The sequence below is a fragment of the Tomitella gaofuii genome (genome assembly GCF_014126825.1).
Classification (GTDB): Bacteria; Actinomycetota; Actinomycetes; order Mycobacteriales; family Mycobacteriaceae; genus Tomitella; species Tomitella gaofuii.
The window spans coordinates 3,025,103-3,041,929 of the sequence record NZ_CP059900.1; the positions used below are offsets into that span (position 1 = coordinate 3,025,103).

Consider the following 16,827-nt stretch of genomic DNA (forward strand, 5'->3'; position numbering starts at 1 on the left):
CGTCAGGCCCCGGCGGAGGCGCCCAGACCGGATTCGCCCGTGCGCACGAGGATCGCGCCGCACTCCTCGCAGTGCACCACCTCGGCCGGATCGGCCGCCTTGATGCGTTCGATCTCCGCGCGGTCGATCTCCATCCGGCACGCCCCGCACCGGCGCGCGCGCAGCAATGCCGCCCCGATGCCGGAGCTGGACCGCTGCCGCTCGTAGTCGGCGAGCAGCTCGTCCGGCAGGCCGGCTGCGAGCAGTTCCGTCCGCCGTGCGCGAGCGGATTCCTCGGAGGCCGTCAGGTCCGCCTCCGCCTCGCGGAGCAGCCGCTGGGCCTCTTCCAATTCCTGGTCCAGCACGTCGACCTGGGCGCCCGCCCTGTCGAGGTCCTCGCCTGCGGCCTCGCGCTGCTCCATCACGGCGAGCAGATCGTCCTCCAACACGCCGCGACGGCGCTGCAGGCTGGTGTTCTCGTGCTCCATCTCGCTGAGCTGCTTGGCGGGCACCCCGCCCGCCGCGAGGCGGTCGGCATTGCGCGCCTCACGTTTGCGCACGGCGTCCACCTCGCCCTCGAGCTTGCGGATGTCGAGGTCGAGGTCCTCCAGGCTCATCTCCACCTTGACGGCGGCGTCCTTGTGCGCGTTGCGTTCCGTCTCGATCCGCAGCGCCTCCTGCGCCTCGGGGAGATTGCGGCGCCGGTGCGCTGCCTGGGCCAGCCCGGTGTCGATCTCGGCCAGGTCCAGCAGCCGGCGCTGCACATCCGGTTCAGCTCTCACGCGCATATCTCCATTCGTCTCGACGACGCTCAGGCCGCGACCCCGTCGTGTGCAACCGTACCGTGGCGCCGGCCGCCCGCCCCCGGCATCCGCCGTCGCCGCGCCCGCCGGGTGCGCCGCCCGCCCGCCAGGCGTCGTCAGCGTGGTTCCGCGGCGGACGCCCCCACCGTCCACGGGTCGGTCCGCACGTCTGAGACGGCGACCGCCAACCGGTCTCCGAAGGCCGCCCTGAGCACGCCCGCGGCCTGCGCGCACCACGGGAACTCGCTGGCCCAGTGCGCGACATCCACCAGCGCGGGCCCGCCCGCGCGCAGGTGCTCGTCCGCGGGATGGTGCCGCAGGTCCGCGGTGACGTACGCGTCCGCCCCGGCAGCGGTCGCGGCCCCGAGCATCGAGTCCCCGCTTCCTCCGCACACGGCGACCCGGCGCACCCTGCGATCCGGGTCGCCGGCGGCCCGCACACCCCAGGCCGTCGCCGGCAACGCCTGCGCGACCCGGTCGGCGAACTGCGCCAACGTCATTTCCTCGGGCAGGTCGCCGACGCGGCCGAGGCCGCGCGCCGACGGTTCCGGCGCCAGCTCGATCACATCGTAGGCGGGTTCCTCATACGGATGCGCCGCGCGCAGAGCCGTCCGGACCCGCTCACGCAGGGCGCGCGCCGCCACCATCTCCACGCGATGCTCGCGCACGTGCTCGAGCGCGCCCACCGAACCGATGGCCGGATCCGCACCGGCGAGGGGACGGAACTGCCCGTCGCCCTCCACCGACCAGCTGCAACTGTCGTAGTCGCCGACACGCCCCGCGCCGGCGTCGAACATCGCGGCCCGCACGCGATGCGCCCCGGAAACCGGCACCATCACGGCCCACTTGTCCAGCGCGGCACCGGGCAGCGGATCGAGCGGCCCGGTGTTCGTCAGGTCCAACGCCGCCGCCAGCGCGTCGGACACGCCGGGGTCTGCGCTGTCGGCGTTGGTGTGCGCGGTGAACAGGGCGCACCCGGACCGGATAAGGCGGTGCACCAGCGCCCCTTTGGGCGTGTGGGCACCCACCGTGTCCACCCCGCGCAGCAGCAGCGGGTGATGCGCGACGACGAGCTGCGCGCCCGAACCGACCGCCTGATCCACCACCGCGGATGTGGCGTCGACGCACAGCAGCACCGACTCGACCGGCTCGGCCGGATCCCCGCACACCAGGCCCACCGAATCCCACGACTGTGCCAGAGACGGCGGGTAGGCCTCATCGAGCGCCGCGATGATCTCGCCCAGGGGCACGGCACCCCCGTCCTTCGTCGCGGGTTCCCCGTCCGCCGCACCGATCACGTTCGCGCTCCTCATCGCCGCCGGCCTTCCCGGCCGCGCCGGCGCCGTCCCGGGCCCGGCACGCTCCGGACTACCGCTGTGCACGCTACCGCCTCGGCGCGCCCCGCCGGGACCGCCGGGTGCCCGGCACCACACCCGGCGTCCCCGGGCGCCGGGTACGCATCGAACCGGGGACAATGCGGGCATGCCTGGCATTTCTCCGTCCGCTCCCCTGGCACTGTTCGACCTCGACGGCACGATCATGGATTCGGCCGACGGTGTCGTCGGATCCTTCCGCGCCGCGCTCGCACGCCATGGTGTCCCCGAGCCCGACGGCGACCTCCGCTCGCAGATCGTCGGACCGCCGATGGCCGAGACGATGGCCGGGCTCGGCGTGGCCGCGGAGCAGGCGCGGGAGCTGTTGGCCGCCTACCATGCCGACTACTCCGCCTCGGGGTGGAAACGGTCGACGGTGTTCGCCGGCATGGCCGACGTGCTCGCCGACATGGCGGCGCGCGGCGTGCGGCTGGCGGTCACCACGTCGAAGCAGGAGACGGACGCGCGCCGGATCCTCGACGCGCACGGGCTCGCCGGGCACTTCGAGGTGATCGCGGGCGCCGCCGGCGAGCGGCGTGCCAAGGCCGACGTCGTCGCGCACGCGCTGGGCGCGCTCGGCGTGGACGATCCCGCCCCGACGGGCGGGCCCGCCGTGGTGCTCGTCGGCGACCGCAGCCACGACGTGGCCGGCGCCGCGCAGCACGGCATCCCCGTGGCGTTCGTCCTGTGGGGGTACGGCACCCGCAGTGAGGCGCAGGGCGCCGCGTGGGTGGTCGACGCGCCGGAGGATCTGCGCGGCGCCGTGCTGCGGTACCTCGAGCGGCGGTCCGATCCCGACGGCGCCGCGGAGCCGCAGTCCGCACGCGCCGCCCCGTCCGGCACCGTGCACGTGACGTTCGTGTGCACGGGCAACATCTGCCGGTCACCCATGGCGGAGCAGATCGTCCGCGAACATCTCCGCCGCGCGGGCCTGGCGGACGCGGTGCACGTCACCAGCGCGGGCACCGGCGACTGGCACGTGGGCGACCCCGCCGACCCGCGCGCCCGCCACGAACTGCGCGCACACGGCTACGGCGTCGACCACGCGGCCGCGCAGGTCGGCCCGGCGCACCTGTCCGCGGACCTCATGGTCGCGCTCGACTCCGGCCACCGGCGCGCGCTGCTGGGCGCCGGCGCCGCCCCCTCCCGGGTGCGCATGCTGCGCAGCTTCGACCCTCACGCGACAGGGACCGACGTCGCCGACCCGTACTACGGCGCCGACGACGGTTTCGCCACCGTCCGCCGGCAGATCGAGGCCGCCGCGCCGGGGATCGTCGACTGGGCCCGAACCGCCGCGTCCGGCCGCGCCGATAACCCAGTAGAGAACCTCGCGGACCTCCCGTGACCAGCGCCGTTCCGGCCATCGACTACCGTTGACGCCGTGCGACGTCTGAGTTTCCTGCTGCGGCCCGGGTGGCTGGCGTTGATCGCGCTCTGCCTCGCCTTCGCCTACATGTGCTTCACGGTTCTCGCTCCGTGGCAGCTGGGAAAGAACTCCCGCAACTCGGACCGCAACGACAAGATCGCCGCCTCACTGCATGCCGACCCGGTCCCCGTCGGCCAGGTTTTCGATGGCACCACCGCCGTGGCCGACGCCGACGAGTGGCGCCCCGTCGCCGCCACGGGCACCTACTTGGCGGACAAGCAGGTGCTGGTGCGGCTGCGGTCGATCGAGGGCGACCCGGCGTACGAGGTGCTCGCACCGTTCCGCCTGGACGACGGGCGCACGATCCTCGTCGACCGCGGATACGTGCGCCCCGACCAGCAGATGCAGCCGCCGCAGATCGCCCCTCCCCCCGGCGGGACGATCACCCTCGACGCGCGCGTGCGACAACCGGAGCACGCGACAGGCGACCGCCCACCGGTGCACGAAGCCGGCTGGACTCAGGTGTACGCCATCGACCCGGGCAAGGTGGGTGCGCTCACGGACGTCGACCTGCTGCAGGGGTACCTGCAGCTGGAGGCGGACCAGCCGGGCGGCCTGGGGGTGATCGCGCTGCCCCAGCTCGATTCCGGCCCCTACCTGTCCTACGGCCTGCAATGGCTGGCCTTCGGCATCATGGCGCCGCTGGGCGTCGGCTACTTCGTGTGGGCGGAGCTGCGGGAGCGCCGCCTCCGCCGCGCCTACGACCAGGCCGTCTCCTCCGGCGCGTGGCCGCCGCCCGGTGCCGGCCCGGAGCCGGGCCCGAGGGAGGGTTCCGACAGCGCTGCCGGCGAACCCGGCGGCGCCCCTGCACAGGCACCCCGCACGCCGGAGCGGAGCCCCGCAGTGGATGAGGAGGAGTTCGCGCACGTCATGCGCGGCCGCAGGAAGCGCCGCGCCCACACCCCGATGCCCGTGCGGACCCCCGAACGCACGCGCGTCGAGGAGTTGCCCGAGGCCCAGCGCCGCACCCTCGCGGAACGCTACGGCAAGAAGCCCTGACCGCGCCGGAGCCCGCACCGGTGGGCGTTCTCTCGGCGGAGCCGGGCACGGGGCGGGGTGGTTCGCCTACGATGTGGTATGGCCGTTGACAGGAGCACTTCAGCAGACAGGACCGCCCGCGCCGGCGCTTCGGCTGCCGCGCTCGGCGGTGACGACCTCGACACGATGACCGACGCCGACCGCGCGGACCAGTCCACGCCCACCGACGACGACCCCGGCACCGCATACCCCGACGACCCGGTGGGCGAACGGTTCGTCGATGAAGCCGACGCGCTCGATCAGGAACGCGAAGAACCGCTCGACGACGCCGACGAGTACCAACCGGAGTAGGCGCACACCGACGCGACCGACACGAAGCCCCTCACCCGTCAATGCAGGTGAGGGGCTTGGTCGTTGCGGTGGGCGCGACTGGGATCGAACCAGCGACCGCCTGTGTGTAAGACAGGAGCTCTACCGCTGAGCTACACGCCCCGGCACCGGCCCGCCCTACCGATCGGGCGTTCCGGTGCGTCCAGCAATCTAGCGCATTCACTCGGCCAGCGCCGCAAGCGCCTTCTCCCACACGCTCTGGTCGCGCGGCTCGCCGGGCCCGTTCATCTCGGCGAAGCGCACGACGCCCGTCTTGTCGATGACGAACGTCCCGCGGTTGGCGATGCCGGCTTCCTCGTTGAACACGCCGTAGAGCTGCGCCACCGCGCCGTGCGGCCAGAAGTCCGACAGCAGGGGGAACGTGTAGCCCTGCTCCGCGGCCCAGATCTTGTGCGTGGGCGACGGCCCCACCGACACCGCGAGGATCTCGGTGTCGTCGTTCTGGAAAGTGGGCAGGTTGTCGCGCACCCGGCACAGCTCTCCCTGGCACACCCCGGTGAACGCCAGCGGGTAGAACACCACGAGCACGTTCTTCCGGCCCCGGAACGACGACAGCGTCACGGGCTGGTTGTCCTGGTCCTTGAGGGTGAAGTCCGGCGCCTCGTCCCCCACCTCGATGTTCGGACCCCCCGGCACGGTCTGCGATCGATCGGTCATCGCTACCAGTCCTTCCTGTTCAGCACGCCCGGCACGCAGTCAGCGCTTGATGGCCCGCGACGTGGGCTGGACGAGGCGGCTCGCAGTCCAGGCGCCGAGCTTGATCGACGACGTCTGCATGAGGCCGGCGGTGGGGGCGGACTCGGCGATCTCGCTGGGCTCGACGTGGCCGTCACTGCCGGTCTTCGGCGTGAGCACCCACACGAACCCCTCCTCGGACAGCGGGCTGATGATGTCCATGAGCTCGTCGACCAGGTCGCCGTCCCCTTCACGCCACCACAGGAGCACGACGTCGACCACCTCATCGGTGTCGACGTCCTCCATCTCGCCGCCGATCACGGACTCGATGGCCTCTCTCACCACATCGTCGGTGTCGTCGTCCCAACCGACCTCCTGCACCACCGTATCGGCGTCGATGCCGAGCATCTGCGGGTAGTTCTGGGCGTCCGCGGCGACCACGGTGGTCATCTCCATTCTTTCGAAGGTCTCGGGCGGTTTTCGGCCGCCCGATCAGGCTCCCGGCGGATACCGGTCACCTGAAAGCGAACATGGTCTGAGCCACGAGCGCAACCACAACGGTAGGCGGTCACGCCCGTGTCGTCGTATTCCCGTGCCGGGATCACACCGGATCACGGGATCCGCCGCAGGTGACCCCTGCCCAGGATTGTCGTCCACTCCACCGTTCCGCGTGGCGGTATCGTCGCCTTCCCGCCCGCTCTTCTCCGCGCGGGAGTCCTCTCCGCGCGAGGGCCGTGTCGGCAGCCCCGCGCCCGCAGAGCCCTGACACGTTTGTTACCGACCAGACTGTGGGAACTCATGCGGCATCCGCTGTGCATTGAGGCACGATGGACAGTGACGCGGTCGCGCGGTCACTCTGTGGTGCCCGCAGCAGGCCGTGCCGGTACCGACACCGACACACGGTAGGCGCGCGCCCACACCCCCGGGGGCGCGCCAGGACACGGGCGCACACCAGCGCCCTCGCGCATCAAGGAGTACGGCTTGTCGAACGAAGTCCAGGATCCGGCCCGCGCTGCACAGGGGCAGCCGGCGGTCGACGGTAAGGCAACCACGCCGGGAACCGGCGTGCAGGACGGGGCGCACCGCCCGTCGCGCGGCAGCGACAACCGGGTGCGCGTCATCCGCGAGGGCGTCGCCTCCTACCTGCCGGACATCGACCAGGAGGAGACCGGCGAGTGGCTCGAGTCGCTCGACGACCTCCTCGAGCGGTCCGGCCCCGGGCGCACCCGTTATCTGATGCTGCGCCTGCTCGAGCGCGCCGGTGAGCGGCACGTGGCGCTCCCCTCCCTGACCTCGACCGACTTCGTCAACTCGATCCCCACCGAGAACGAGCCCTGGTTCCCGGGCGACGAGGACGTGGAGCGGACGTTCCGCCGCTGGATCCGGTGGAACGCCGCGATCATGGTGCACCGCGCGCAGCGCCCGGGCATCGGCGTCGGCGGCCACATCTCCACCTACGCCTCGTCCGCGGCGCTCTACGAGGTGGGCTTCAACCACTTCTTCCGGGGCAAGGACCACCCCGGTGGCGGCGACCAGGTGTTCATCCAGGGCCACGCCTCCCCCGGCATCTACGCGCGCGCCTTCCTCGAGGGGCGCATCCCCGCCGAGCAGCTCGACGGCTTCCGTCAGGAGAAGAGCCACGCCGCCAAGGGCGCGCTGCCCAGCTACCCGCACCCGCACCTGATGCCGGAGTTCTGGGAGTACCCCACGGTGTCGATGGGCATCGGGCCGATGAACTCGATCTACCAGGCGCGGTTCAACAAGTACCTGCACAATCGCGGCATCAAGGACACCACGCAGCAGCACGTGTGGGGGTTCCTGGGCGACGGCGAAATGGACGAGGCCGAGTCCCGCGGGCTGGTGCACGTCGCCGCCATGGAGGGCCTCGACAACCTCACCTGGGTGATCAACTGCAACCTGCAGCGCCTCGACGGCCCGGTGCGCGGCAACGGCAAGATCATCCAGGAGCTCGAATCGTTCTTCCGCGGCGCCGGCTGGAACGTGATCAAGGTGGTCTGGGGCCGCGAGTGGGACGCCCTGCTGCAGGCCGACAAGGACGGCGCCCTGGTCAACCTCATGAACGCCACGCCGGACGGCGACTACCAGACCTACAAGGCCAAGGACGGCGCCTACGTCCGCGAACACTTCTTCGGGCGCGACCCGCGCACCAAGGAGCTCGTGAAGGACCTCGGTGACGAGCAGATCTGGAACCTCAAGCGCGGTGGCCACGACTACCGCAAGGTCTATGCGGCGTATGCGGCGGCGATGCAGCACACCGGCCAGCCGACGGTGATCCTCGCCCTGACCATCAAGGGCTACTCGATCACCCACTTCGAGGGCCGCAATGCGACGCACCAGATGAAGAAGCTCACCCTCGACGACCTCAAGGAGTTCCGCGACAAGATGCGGATCCCGGTCTCGGACGGCGAGCTCGAGCAGGATCCGTACCTTCCCCCCTACTACCACCCCGGCGACGCCGCACCCGAGATCCAGTACATGCGGGACCGGCGCAGCAAGCTGGGCGGCTTCGTGCCGGAGCGGCGCACCGCGGCGACGCCGCTCACGCTCCCCGGCGACAAGGCCTACGACGTGGTGCGGAAGGGATCGGGCAAGCAGGAGGTCGCCACCACGATGGCGCTCGTGCGCGTGTTCAAGGAGCTCCTGCGCGACAAGGAGATCGGCTGGCGGATCGTCCCGATCATCCCGGACGAGGCCCGGACCTTCGGCATGGACTCGTGGTTCCCGTCTCTGAAGATCTACAACCCCAACGGGCAGACGTACACGTCGGTGGACGCCGACCTGATGCTGGCCTACAAGGAGTCCGAGTCCGGGCACATCCTGCATGAAGGCATCAACGAGGCCGGCGCCGTCGCGTCGTTCACCGCAGTCGGCACCTCCTACGCCACCCACGGCGTGCCGATGATCCCCGTCTACATCTTCTATTCGATGTTCGGCTTCCAGCGCACCGGCGACGGCTTCTGGGCCGCGGCCGACCAGATGACGCGCGGTTTCGTGCTCGGCGCCACCGCCGGACGCACCACGCTGACCGGCGAGGGCCTCCAGCACGCCGACGGCCATTCGCTGCTGCTGGCCGCCACCAACCCCGGCACCGTCGCCTACGACCCGGCGTACGCCTACGAGCTCGGACACATCATCAAGGACGGTCTGCGCCGGATGTACGGGGGCACGGTCAACCCCGACGGCTCGCTGGCCCCCGGGTTCGGCGGCGAGGACGTCTTCTACTACCTCACGATCTACAACGAGCCCATGGTCCAGCCCGCCGAGCCCGACGACCTCGACGTCGAGGGCCTCCTCAAGGGCATCTACCGGCTCGCGAAGGCGCAGGGCGACGGCCCCCGCTCGCACATCCTCGCCTCCGGCGTGGGCATGCCGTGGGCACTCCGCGCGCAGGAGCTCCTGGCCGACGAGTGGGGCGTGTCGGCGGACGTCTGGTCGGTGACCTCGTGGTCGGAGCTGCGGCGGGACGGCATCGAGTGCGAACGCGACGCGCTGCGCGATCCGTCCGCCGAGCCGCGCACGCCCTACCTGCAGCACGTGCTGGCCGGCGAGCAGGGGCCGTTCATCGCGGTGTCCGACTGGATGCGCCAGGTGCCCGATCAGATCCGCCAGTGGATCCCCGGCGACTACACCTCGCTCGGCACGGACGGCTTCGGCTTCTCCGATACCCGCGAGGGCGCCCGCCGGTTCTTCAACGTCGACGCCGAGTCCGTCGTCGTCGCCGTGCTGCAGGCGCTCGCCCGCGAGGGCAGCGTCGACGCCTCCGCACCCGTGGAGGCCGCGCGCAGGTACCGGATCGCCGAGGTGCTGCCCGCGCCCGAGCAGAACACCCCGGCCAACGTCGACTGACCGGGCTCCCACGGCGGTGCACCGGCCCGAGACGCCCCGCGGCGTCCCGGGCCGGTGCGGCCGGGGACGGTAGCGTTCAACCATGACCGGCGCGCCGCATGAATCGATCCTGTCCGAGGCCCTGCTGCGGCGCATCAAGCGCAATTCGCGGCGGCTCGCCGTCGAGGCCATGCGCTCGATGGAGTCGCAGCTTCCGTTCGTCACGGCTCTCGACGCCTCCCAGCGCGCCGATGTGCAGATGGTGGTGCAGACGGCCGTCGCGAACTTCGTCGACTGGCTGCACGACCCCGACGGCGACATCTTCTCCACGGTGGAGGCCTTCCGTGTCGTGCCCCAGGACCTCACCCGCAAGGTGCGCCTGAGCGAGACCGTCGACATGGTGCGCGTGGCCATGGAGTTCTTCGAGCAATGGCTTCCGCTGATGGCCCGGGACGACGACCAGCTGGTCGCGCTAACCGAGGCCGTCCTGCGCTACGGCCGCGACCTCGGGTTCGCCGCGGCCGCGGTGTACGCCTCGGCGGCCGAGTCCCGCGGCGCCTGGGACACCCGGCTCGAGGCGATGGTGGTCGACGCGATCGTCCGCGGCGACACGGGACCGGCCATGCTCTCGCAGGCCGCCACCTTGAACTGGCAGCCGAGCGCCCCGGTGACCGTGCTCGTCGGAGCGCCGGCCATCGACTACAGCGGTGAGGCCGTGGAGCGCGTGCACACGCTCGCCCGGGCGGACGGCCGCTCGGTGCTGGCGGTGGTGCAGGGGTACCGGTTGGTCGTGGTGGTCAGCGGCGAGGTCTTCGCCGGTGGGACGTTCATCTCCGGACTCCTCGACTCGTTCGACGACGGCCCGGTGGTGGTCGGCTCGACGGTGCCGGGCCTGGCACTGGCGCACGAGAGCGCCGTCGAGGCGCTGCGCGGATACCAGAGCGCGGTGGGCTGGCCGGCGGCGCCGCGGCCGGTCCCCGCGTCGGACCTGCTGCCGGAACGCGCGTTGATCGGCGACAGGTCCGCACTCGACGAACTCGACCGTGTCGTCGTCCAGCCGCTGCTGGACAGCGGCGGCGGACTGCCCGAGACGCTGGACAGTTATCTGGACACCGGCGGTTCGATCGAGGCTTGCGCGCGCGAGTTGTATGTCCATCCAAATACTGTCCGGTACAGGCTTCGGAAGATCACCACCGTCACCGGGCGGGACCCCGCCGATGCGCGCGACGCCTACGTCCTCCGTGTTGCGTTTTCGGTGCACCGGATGAGGAAAGCGGGGGTCAAGCTACTCACATCGGCCACTTCAGTCACACTCTCCCCATGATGTAACACAATGACCGCTGTGACAGATGGGTGCGCAAATGCGCTGGTTTTGTAGGTATCCTACAAATTCAGCGGTGTACGTTCGTTTCCGTCGACACTCCGGAAACCCCCGTCGACAGTGTTGTCTGTACTACGTGAAAGCACTGCTCGCCCCGGGACAGGGGTCCCAGAAGCCCGGAATGCTGACGCCGTGGCTCCAGGCGCCCGGCGTCCGTGACCGGCTCACCGCGTGGTCCGAGATCGCCGGGATCGACCTCGTCCGGCTCGGCACCGTCGCCGAGGCCGACGAGATCACCGACACCTCCGTCACCCAGCCGCTGGTCGTGGCGTCCGCCCTCGTCGCGTACCGGATGCTGCGCGACGGCGACGGAACCGGAAGCGGCACCGGCGACGACGCAAGCGCGGGAGCCTCCGGCTCCGGGATCACCGCGGGGCATTCCATCGGCGAACTCGCCGCGGCCGCCATCGCCGGGGTGCTCACCGACGAGCAGGCCGTGCGTCTCGCCGCGGTGCGGGGCCGGGAGATGGCCCGCGCCTGCGCCATCGAGCCCACCGGGATGACGGCGCTGCTGGGCGGAGACGAGGCCGAGGTCCTCGACCGCCTCGCCGAGCTCGACCTCACGCCCGCCAACCGCAATGCGCAGGGCCAGATCGTCGCCGCCGGCACGCAGGCGGCGCTCGACGAGCTCGCCGCCGCGCCGCCCGCCCGCGCACGTCTGCGCCCACTGGCCGTCGCCGGCGCCTTCCACACCCGCCACATGGCGCCCGCCCGCGAGGCCTTCGCGCAGGTCGCCACTCAGATCACCCCGTCGGACCCGGCCATGCCGCTGCTGTCCAACAAGGACGGCGCCCTGGTCACCACGGGTGCGGACGCGATGCAGCGTCTCGTCGACCAGATCACCAGCCCCGTCCGCTGGGACCTGTGCTCCGCCGCGTTGCGCGACGCCGAGGTGACCGCCATCGTCGAGCTGCCGCCCGCCGGCACGCTGGTCGGCATCGCCAAGCGCGCGTTGCGCGGCGTGCCGTCGGCGGCTGTCAACGCCCCCGCGGACCTCGACGCCCTGCCGGTGCCCGCCTGACGCGGCCGCCCCCCTGAACTGCGCACCCGGATCTGCGCATCCTCATCCGATCCGGAACCCGGAACCACAACGCACACGAACAGAAGGGACCACCACCGTGGCCATCAGCCAGGAAGAGATCGTCAAGAACCTCGCCGAGATCATCGAAGAGGTCACCGGCATCGAGCCGTCCGAGGTCACCATGGAGAAGTCCTTCGTCGACGACCTCGACATCGACTCGCTGTCCATGGTCGAGATCGCGGTCCAGACCGAGGACAAGTACGGCGTGAAGGTCCCCGATGAGGACCTGGCCAACCTGCGCACCGTCGGCGACATCGTCGAGTACATCCAGAAGCTCGAAACCGAGGGCGGCGCCTCGGTCGACGCTCAGTGACCGCTGCGGTGACGCACTCCGGTCTGCGACTGCACCCGGTTGTGGTGACCGCGATGGCGGTCACCAGCTCCGTCGGCGGTGACCTCGAGACCACGTGGTCGGGTTTGCTCGACGGCCGCTCGGGCATCGCGACGCTCACCGACGAATGGGTCGAGCGGTTGGACCTGCCGGTGCGCATCGCCGGGCGCCTCGCCGCAGATCCGACCGAATCGCTCAAGAAGGTCGAAAAGCGCCGCCTGGACTACATCGAACAGCTTGCGCTGGTGCTGGGCCGGGACGTCTGGGCCCGCGCGGGCAGTCCCGCGGTGGAGGCGGAACGCCTCGGCGTCGCCGTCGGCACCGGGATGGGCGGCATCGAGACGCTGCTGGAGAACACTGCGAAGCTCGAGGCCGAGGGGTACCGCAAGGTCTCGCCCATCGCGGTCCCCGCGATAATGCCCAACGGGCCCGCCGCCACCATCGGGCTCGAGATCGGGGCGAAGGCCGGGGTGCACACCCCGGTCTCCGCGTGCGCCTCGGGCTCCGAGGCCATCGCCATGGCCTGGCGCATGATCGCCATGGGCGAGGCCGACGTCATGGTCACCGGCGGGGTGGAGAACCGCATCAGCGCGTTGCCGATCGCGAGCTTCGCGATGATGCGGGCCACGAGCTTCCGCAACGACGACCCCGAGGCCGCGTCCCGCCCGTTCGACAGGGACCGCGACGGCTTCGTGTTCGGCGAGGCGGCCGCCATGCTGGTGCTCGAGCGCGAGGACCACGCGCGTGCCCGCGGCGCCACGATCCTCGGCCGCGTGCTGGGCGCCGGAACGACGTCCGACGGCTTCCACATCGTCGCCCCGGACCCGGAGGGATCCGGAGCGGCACGTGCCATGTCGAAGGCCATCGAGTACGCCGGGATCGCCCCCGGCGACGTGGCACACGTCAACGCGCACGCCACGTCGACGAGCGTCGGCGACCTCGCCGAGGCGAAGGCCATCCAGGCCGCCGTCGGGGGGCACCCGTCGGTCTACGCGCCCAAGAGCGCGCTGGGGCATTCCATCGGGGCGGTGGGGGCCCTGGAGGCGGCGCTGACGGTGATGAGCCTGCGCGAGGGCGTCATCCCGCCGACACTCAACCTGGAGAACCAGGATCCGGAGGTGGACCTGGACGTGGTCGCCGGCGGCCCCCGCACGGGGACGTTCGACGCGGCGATCAGCAACTCGTTCGGGTTCGGCGGGCACAACGTGTCGCTCGCCTTCGGGCGGGCCTGACGCCGGACGCCTCCGCACACGGGCACCCCCACGGCGGGCCCCGCCACGGCTCCTCGAGCCGCGGCGGGGCCCGCCGTCGCATCCGCGGCACGCCGCCGACCGGCCCAGGGCCTCACCGCGCGCCGGCACCGTATACGGTGTCTTTCGATCGAGTCACCGACGCACTGTGCCCCGCGGAATCGACGCGCTTGACGCACCGACGGGCCGTGCCGAGCCGACAACCGAAGGACCCCCGTGCCCGACACCCCTCCGAGAGTCACCGTCGTCGTCCCCACCTACAACGAGCGCGAGAACCTGCCGCGGCTGGCCGTCGGGCTCGCCGGGCTGGGGCTGCCCGCCCTGCGCCTGCTCGTGGTCGACGACGGCTCGCCGGACGGCACCGGGCAGGTGGCCGAGGGCCTTTCCGACACGCTCCCCCTGCAGGTGGACGTGCTGCACCGGACGGTCAAGGACGGCCTCGGCCGCGCATACGTGGCCGGGATGCTCCGCGCCCTCGACGACGGCGCGGACGTCGTGATCCAGATGGACGCGGACCTGTCGCACCCCGTCGGCGCCATCCCGGAAATGCTCGACGTGCTCGCCCGCAGCGACGCCGCGGTGGTGCTGGGGTCGCGCTATGTCGCCGGCGGCTCCGTCGCCGAGGACTGGGCCTGGCACCGCAAGCTGCTCTCACGCGGGGCCAACCGCTACGTGGACACGATCCTGCGCCTCGGCGTGCGCGACGCCACCGCCGGCTTCAAGGCGTGGCGTGCGGACGCGCTCAGGTCCGTCGGCCTCGACACGATCGAGAGCAACGGATACTCGTTCCAGGTGGAGATGAACCACCGCGCGGTGCGCCAGGGGCTGCGGATCGCCGAAGTCCCCATCCGCTTCGAGGAACGCACCGAGGGCGCCTCGAAGATGACCCTCGCCGTGCAATGGGAGTCCGCGTTGATGCCGTGGCGGCTGCGCTACGGGCGCGGCTGAGCTTCCCGGGTCCCTTCGCTTCGCCCCCGCGCGTGCGAACTCCGGCGTGTGCCGATCAGCCGACGTCGCGGCCCAGCAGCGTGATGTGATCACCGTCGCACCCGCGGAACTCTTCCAGGGCGTCGTCCCACGCCGTGCCGAGCGCGGTCTCCAGCTCGGACGCCAGGCTGTCGGCCCCCGCCGCGAGCATCGCGCGCAGGCGCTGCTCTCCCAGGACCACGTCGCCGTTGGCGCTGGTGCTGCCGCGCCAGAGCCCCAGACCGGGGACGTGACTGAACCGCTCGCCGTCCACGCCCTCGCTGGCGTCCTCGGTGATCTCGAAGCGCAGCATCGACCACTCCCGCAGGGCGCCGGCCAGACGCGCGCCGCTGCCCACGGGGCCGACCCACTCGATCTCGGCGCGCAGCAGCCCCGGCGCGGCGGGCTGCGCCGACCATTCCAGGTCCGGGGCGCTGCCCAGGACGCCGGTGAGCGCCCATTCGATGTGCGGGCACAGCGCAGCGGGCGACGAGTGGACGTACACGACGCCGGTCGTCGCTTCGGCGAACTGGTTCAGGTTGCGCACGGCAGACCTCCGTTGTAGACGAGGGACGTCTTCCCCAACGACCTCGTGTCTTGCACGGATGTCCGGTGCCGCGTGTGCTATGCGATGTACAAGTTACCAGTGCGCAACGTGTGGCACCAGTGACGCCGCGGCTCCCCGGTGCAGCGATCAGCTGTGGTACCCGGTGATCTCGATGGCACCGGTCGCCAGAGCACCGAGCACCACCGACGCCGACACGGCCGCCATCACCCGCCGGCGCGCGAGCACGTTGCCCTCATGGAGCCGGTGCTTCTGCAGGCTGTCGCCCCGCCGGTAGCAGCCCAGGCCCAGCACCACGAGGATCCCGACACCGACAAGGGGCGCGATCGCCGCCTTGCCCCAGCCGACCTCCGCCGCCTGGCGCAGCATCAGCGCGGCGACCACCATGGCCGACAGCGCCGTACGCCGCCAGGACAGCGCGGTGCGCTCCGGCTGCAGCCCGGGATCATCGAAGGCGGCGCTCACCGCGCCACCGGAACGGTCGCGCCGGGCCTGCCCGCCGCGGCCGTTCGCCGATCGGCTGCCACGGTCATAGAAGGATCACCGTGACCGCGGCGAACAGCGCGATGACCGTCGCCCCCAACGCCAGGATCGGCACCAGCGTGGACCCCGGCAGCGGCATGCTGCGCCGCATCGCCTGCTGCACCGAGCGCCAGTGGAAGTACGAGCCCGCCGCCACCGCGATGGCGAGGATGACGCAGCCGAGCGCGATGACCGTGCGCGCCCCCTCGACGTGCAGCGGCTCCACCAGTTGGTGCACCACGACACCGCCTGCCACCAGCCCCAGCGACGTCCGGATCCATGCGAGGAACGTGCGCTCGTTGGCCAGCGTGAACCGGTAGTCCGGCTCCTTCTCCTCCGGGAGGTCCGGGGTCTGAGTGCCGCTGCTGTCGTCAGGCATCGGCGTCGCTTCCCGTCCCCTTACCGTCCCCCGCAGCGGACCCGTCCCCACCGGTGACGACGGCGTCGGACAGGGCCGGCCAGAGCGGTGTGGCCCATGCGCCGAAGGCGCGGTCGGTGAGCGCGACGCAGGCACAACCGGCCACCGGGTCCACCCACAGGAAGGTGCCCGACTGTCCGAAGTGGCCGAAGGTCTCCGGCGAGTTGCGGCCGCCGGTCCAGTGCGGGCTCTTGCCGCCGCGCAGTTCGAAGCCCAGGCCCCAGTCGTTGGGGCGCTGCATCCCGTACCCGGGGAGCAGCCCGTCGAGCCCCGGGAATTGGACCGTCGTCGCCTCCGTCAGCGTCGTCGGGTCCAGGAGAGTCGGCCGCTGCAGCTCGGCGGCGAAGCGTGCGAGGTCGGCGACCGTCGAGCGCGCCCCGTGCCCCGCGGGGCCCCACAGGACCGTGTCCGCCATGCCCAACGGGGCGAAGACGCCTTCGGTGAGGTACTCGGCGAAACCGATGCCCGTCTCTCCCGCGACCAGCCCCGCCAGCACCTCGTAGCCGGCGCTCGAGTAGATCCGCCGCTCCCCCGGCTCGGCGCGCACGCGGTGCTCGTCGAAAGCCAGGCCCGACGCGTGCGCGAGCAGGTGCCGGACGGTGGACCCCGCGGGCCCGGCCGGCGCGTCGAGCTCCACCGCGCCTTCCTCGACCGCGAGCAGGACCCCGACGGCCGTGAGCAGCTTGGTCACCGAGGCCAGCTCGAACACCGCGCCGGCGTGGCCGTGTGCCGACACCGTCCCGTCCGCGGCGACCACCGCGGCCGCGGCGTTGTCCACCGGCCAGTCGTCGATCATCCGCAACGCCGCCACAGGATCCCCCGCACCGCGACGCGCGCCCACGG

The 16,827-nt window shown here is 71.7% G+C and carries 17 protein-coding genes and 1 tRNA gene; 9 read left to right on the plus strand and 9 right to left on the minus strand.

Annotation, left to right across the window (positions count from 1 at the left end):
- Positions 1 to 2 precede the first annotated feature (2 nt).
- Together H4F70_RS13955 and H4F70_RS13960 are read right to left on the minus strand one after the other, a co-directional pair.
- Positions 3 to 761, minus strand: coding sequence for a zinc ribbon domain-containing protein (locus tag H4F70_RS13955; protein ID WP_182357603.1), 759 nt, complete (start codon positions 759 to 761; stop codon positions 3 to 5).
- A gap of 137 nt (positions 762 to 898) precedes the next feature.
- Positions 899 to 2,095 carry a Nif3-like dinuclear metal center hexameric protein gene (locus H4F70_RS13960; protein WP_182357604.1) on the minus strand — a complete coding sequence of 399 codons (1,197 nt, stop codon included), beginning with the start codon at positions 2,093 to 2,095 and terminating at the stop codon, positions 899 to 901.
- 169 nt (positions 2,096 to 2,264) lie between these two features.
- On the opposite strand from H4F70_RS13960, the gene H4F70_RS20990 reads away from it, so the two are divergent.
- The 3 genes from H4F70_RS20990 (at position 2,265) to H4F70_RS13980 (ending at position 4,910) form a co-directional block, all read left to right on the plus strand.
- Positions 2,265 to 3,500, plus strand: a complete 1,236-nt coding sequence (locus H4F70_RS20990; protein WP_308316877.1) for an arsenate reductase/protein-tyrosine-phosphatase family protein — start codon at positions 2,265 to 2,267, stop codon at positions 3,498 to 3,500.
- 36 nt (positions 3,501 to 3,536) lie between these two features.
- Positions 3,537 to 4,580: an SURF1 family cytochrome oxidase biogenesis protein gene (locus tag H4F70_RS13975; RefSeq protein WP_182357605.1), complete on the plus strand. Its 1,044-nt coding sequence runs from the start codon at positions 3,537 to 3,539 to the stop codon at positions 4,578 to 4,580.
- Positions 4,581 to 4,658: 78 nt separating this feature from the next.
- Entirely contained in the window at positions 4,659 to 4,910 is a 252-nt protein-coding gene (locus tag H4F70_RS13980; protein WP_182357606.1) for a hypothetical protein, read from the plus strand.
- 69 nt (positions 4,911 to 4,979) lie between these two features.
- Here the strand turns inward: H4F70_RS13980 and H4F70_RS13985 are convergent.
- The 3 genes from H4F70_RS13985 to H4F70_RS13995 all read right to left on the minus strand — a co-directional run bounded on the left by H4F70_RS13985 (position 4,980) and on the right by H4F70_RS13995 (position 6,074).
- A tRNA-Val gene (locus H4F70_RS13985) sits at positions 4,980 to 5,051 on the minus strand.
- A 57-nt stretch (positions 5,052 to 5,108) separates the two neighbouring features.
- Entirely contained in the window at positions 5,109 to 5,606 is a 498-nt protein-coding gene (locus H4F70_RS13990) for a peroxiredoxin (RefSeq protein ID WP_182357607.1), read from the minus strand.
- 39 nt (positions 5,607 to 5,645) lie between these two features.
- Positions 5,646 to 6,074 carry a DUF3052 domain-containing protein gene (locus H4F70_RS13995; RefSeq protein WP_182347007.1) on the minus strand — a complete coding sequence of 143 codons (429 nt, stop codon included), beginning with the start codon at positions 6,072 to 6,074 and terminating at the stop codon, positions 5,646 to 5,648.
- A 615-nt stretch (positions 6,075 to 6,689) separates the two neighbouring features.
- Between H4F70_RS13995 and aceE the strand changes: the two genes are divergently transcribed.
- The 6 genes from aceE to H4F70_RS14025 all read left to right on the plus strand — a co-directional run bounded on the left by aceE (position 6,690) and on the right by H4F70_RS14025 (position 14,461).
- A complete protein-coding gene (aceE, locus tag H4F70_RS14000; RefSeq protein ID WP_182360424.1) occupies positions 6,690 to 9,491 on the plus strand; it encodes a pyruvate dehydrogenase (acetyl-transferring), homodimeric type in 2,802 nt (933 codons plus the stop codon).
- Positions 9,492 to 9,573: 82 nt separating this feature from the next.
- Positions 9,574 to 10,794 carry a PucR family transcriptional regulator gene (locus H4F70_RS14005; RefSeq protein ID WP_182357608.1) on the plus strand — a complete coding sequence of 407 codons (1,221 nt, stop codon included), beginning with the start codon at positions 9,574 to 9,576 and terminating at the stop codon, positions 10,792 to 10,794.
- Between the two features lie 133 nt (positions 10,795 to 10,927).
- Positions 10,928 to 11,872, plus strand: coding sequence for an ACP S-malonyltransferase (locus H4F70_RS14010; RefSeq protein WP_182357609.1), 945 nt, complete (start codon positions 10,928 to 10,930; stop codon positions 11,870 to 11,872).
- Positions 11,873 to 11,969: 97 nt separating this feature from the next.
- The gene (gene acpM, locus H4F70_RS14015; protein WP_182346898.1) at positions 11,970 to 12,245 is read left to right on the plus strand and encodes a meromycolate extension acyl carrier protein AcpM; all 276 of its coding nucleotides are present in this window, start codon (positions 11,970 to 11,972) and stop codon (positions 12,243 to 12,245) included.
- A complete protein-coding gene (locus tag H4F70_RS14020; protein WP_182357610.1) occupies positions 12,242 to 13,495 on the plus strand; it encodes a KasA/KasB family beta-ketoacyl-ACP synthase in 1,254 nt (417 codons plus the stop codon). Before acpM ends, H4F70_RS14020 begins: the two co-directional genes overlap by 4 nt.
- 234 nt (positions 13,496 to 13,729) lie before the next feature.
- Positions 13,730 to 14,461: a polyprenol monophosphomannose synthase gene (locus H4F70_RS14025; protein ID WP_182357611.1), complete on the plus strand. Its 732-nt coding sequence runs from the start codon at positions 13,730 to 13,732 to the stop codon at positions 14,459 to 14,461.
- Positions 14,462 to 14,516: 55 nt separating this feature from the next.
- On the opposite strand, the gene H4F70_RS14030 is transcribed toward H4F70_RS14025, so the two are convergent.
- The 4 genes from H4F70_RS14030 to H4F70_RS14045 all read right to left on the minus strand — a co-directional run bounded on the left by H4F70_RS14030 (position 14,517) and on the right by H4F70_RS14045 (position 16,795).
- Positions 14,517 to 15,026 (minus strand): DUF3145 domain-containing protein, encoded by a 510-nt coding sequence (locus H4F70_RS14030; protein WP_182346895.1) that lies wholly within the window; start codon positions 15,024 to 15,026, stop codon positions 14,517 to 14,519.
- 147 nt (positions 15,027 to 15,173) lie between these two features.
- Entirely contained in the window at positions 15,174 to 15,509 is a 336-nt protein-coding gene (locus H4F70_RS14035) for a DUF202 domain-containing protein (protein WP_182357612.1), read from the minus strand.
- Positions 15,510 to 15,573: 64 nt separating this feature from the next.
- On the minus strand, positions 15,574 to 15,945 hold the full coding sequence (locus H4F70_RS14040; RefSeq protein ID WP_182357613.1) for a YidH family protein: 372 nt from the start codon (positions 15,943 to 15,945) through the stop codon (positions 15,574 to 15,576).
- Positions 15,938 to 16,795, minus strand: a complete 858-nt coding sequence (locus tag H4F70_RS14045) for a serine hydrolase domain-containing protein (RefSeq protein ID WP_372497599.1) — start codon at positions 16,793 to 16,795, stop codon at positions 15,938 to 15,940. Before H4F70_RS14045 ends, H4F70_RS14040 begins: the two co-directional genes overlap by 8 nt.
- Positions 16,796 to 16,827: the final 32 nt, after the last annotated feature.

Excerpts from the sequence above, each read along its gene's own strand:
- H4F70_RS13960 (WP_182357604.1), bottom strand. The coding sequence starts at position 2,095 with ATGAGGAGCGCGAACGTGATCGGTGCGGCGGACGGGGAACCCGCGACG.
- H4F70_RS14005 (WP_182357608.1), top strand. The coding sequence starts at position 9,574 with ATGACCGGCGCGCCGCATGAATCGATCCTGTCCGAGGCCCTGCTGCGG.
- H4F70_RS20990 (WP_308316877.1), top strand. The coding sequence starts at position 2,265 with ATGCCTGGCATTTCTCCGTCCGCTCCCCTGGCACTGTTCGACCTCGAC.
- H4F70_RS14040 (WP_182357613.1), bottom strand. The coding sequence starts at position 15,945 with ATGCCTGACGACAGCAGCGGCACTCAGACCCCGGACCTCCCGGAGGAG.
- H4F70_RS13990 (WP_182357607.1), bottom strand. The coding sequence starts at position 5,606 with ATGACCGATCGATCGCAGACCGTGCCGGGGGGTCCGAACATCGAGGTG.
- H4F70_RS13980 (WP_182357606.1), top strand. The coding sequence starts at position 4,659 with ATGGCCGTTGACAGGAGCACTTCAGCAGACAGGACCGCCCGCGCCGGC.
- H4F70_RS13995 (WP_182347007.1), bottom strand. The coding sequence starts at position 6,074 with ATGACCACCGTGGTCGCCGCGGACGCCCAGAACTACCCGCAGATGCTC.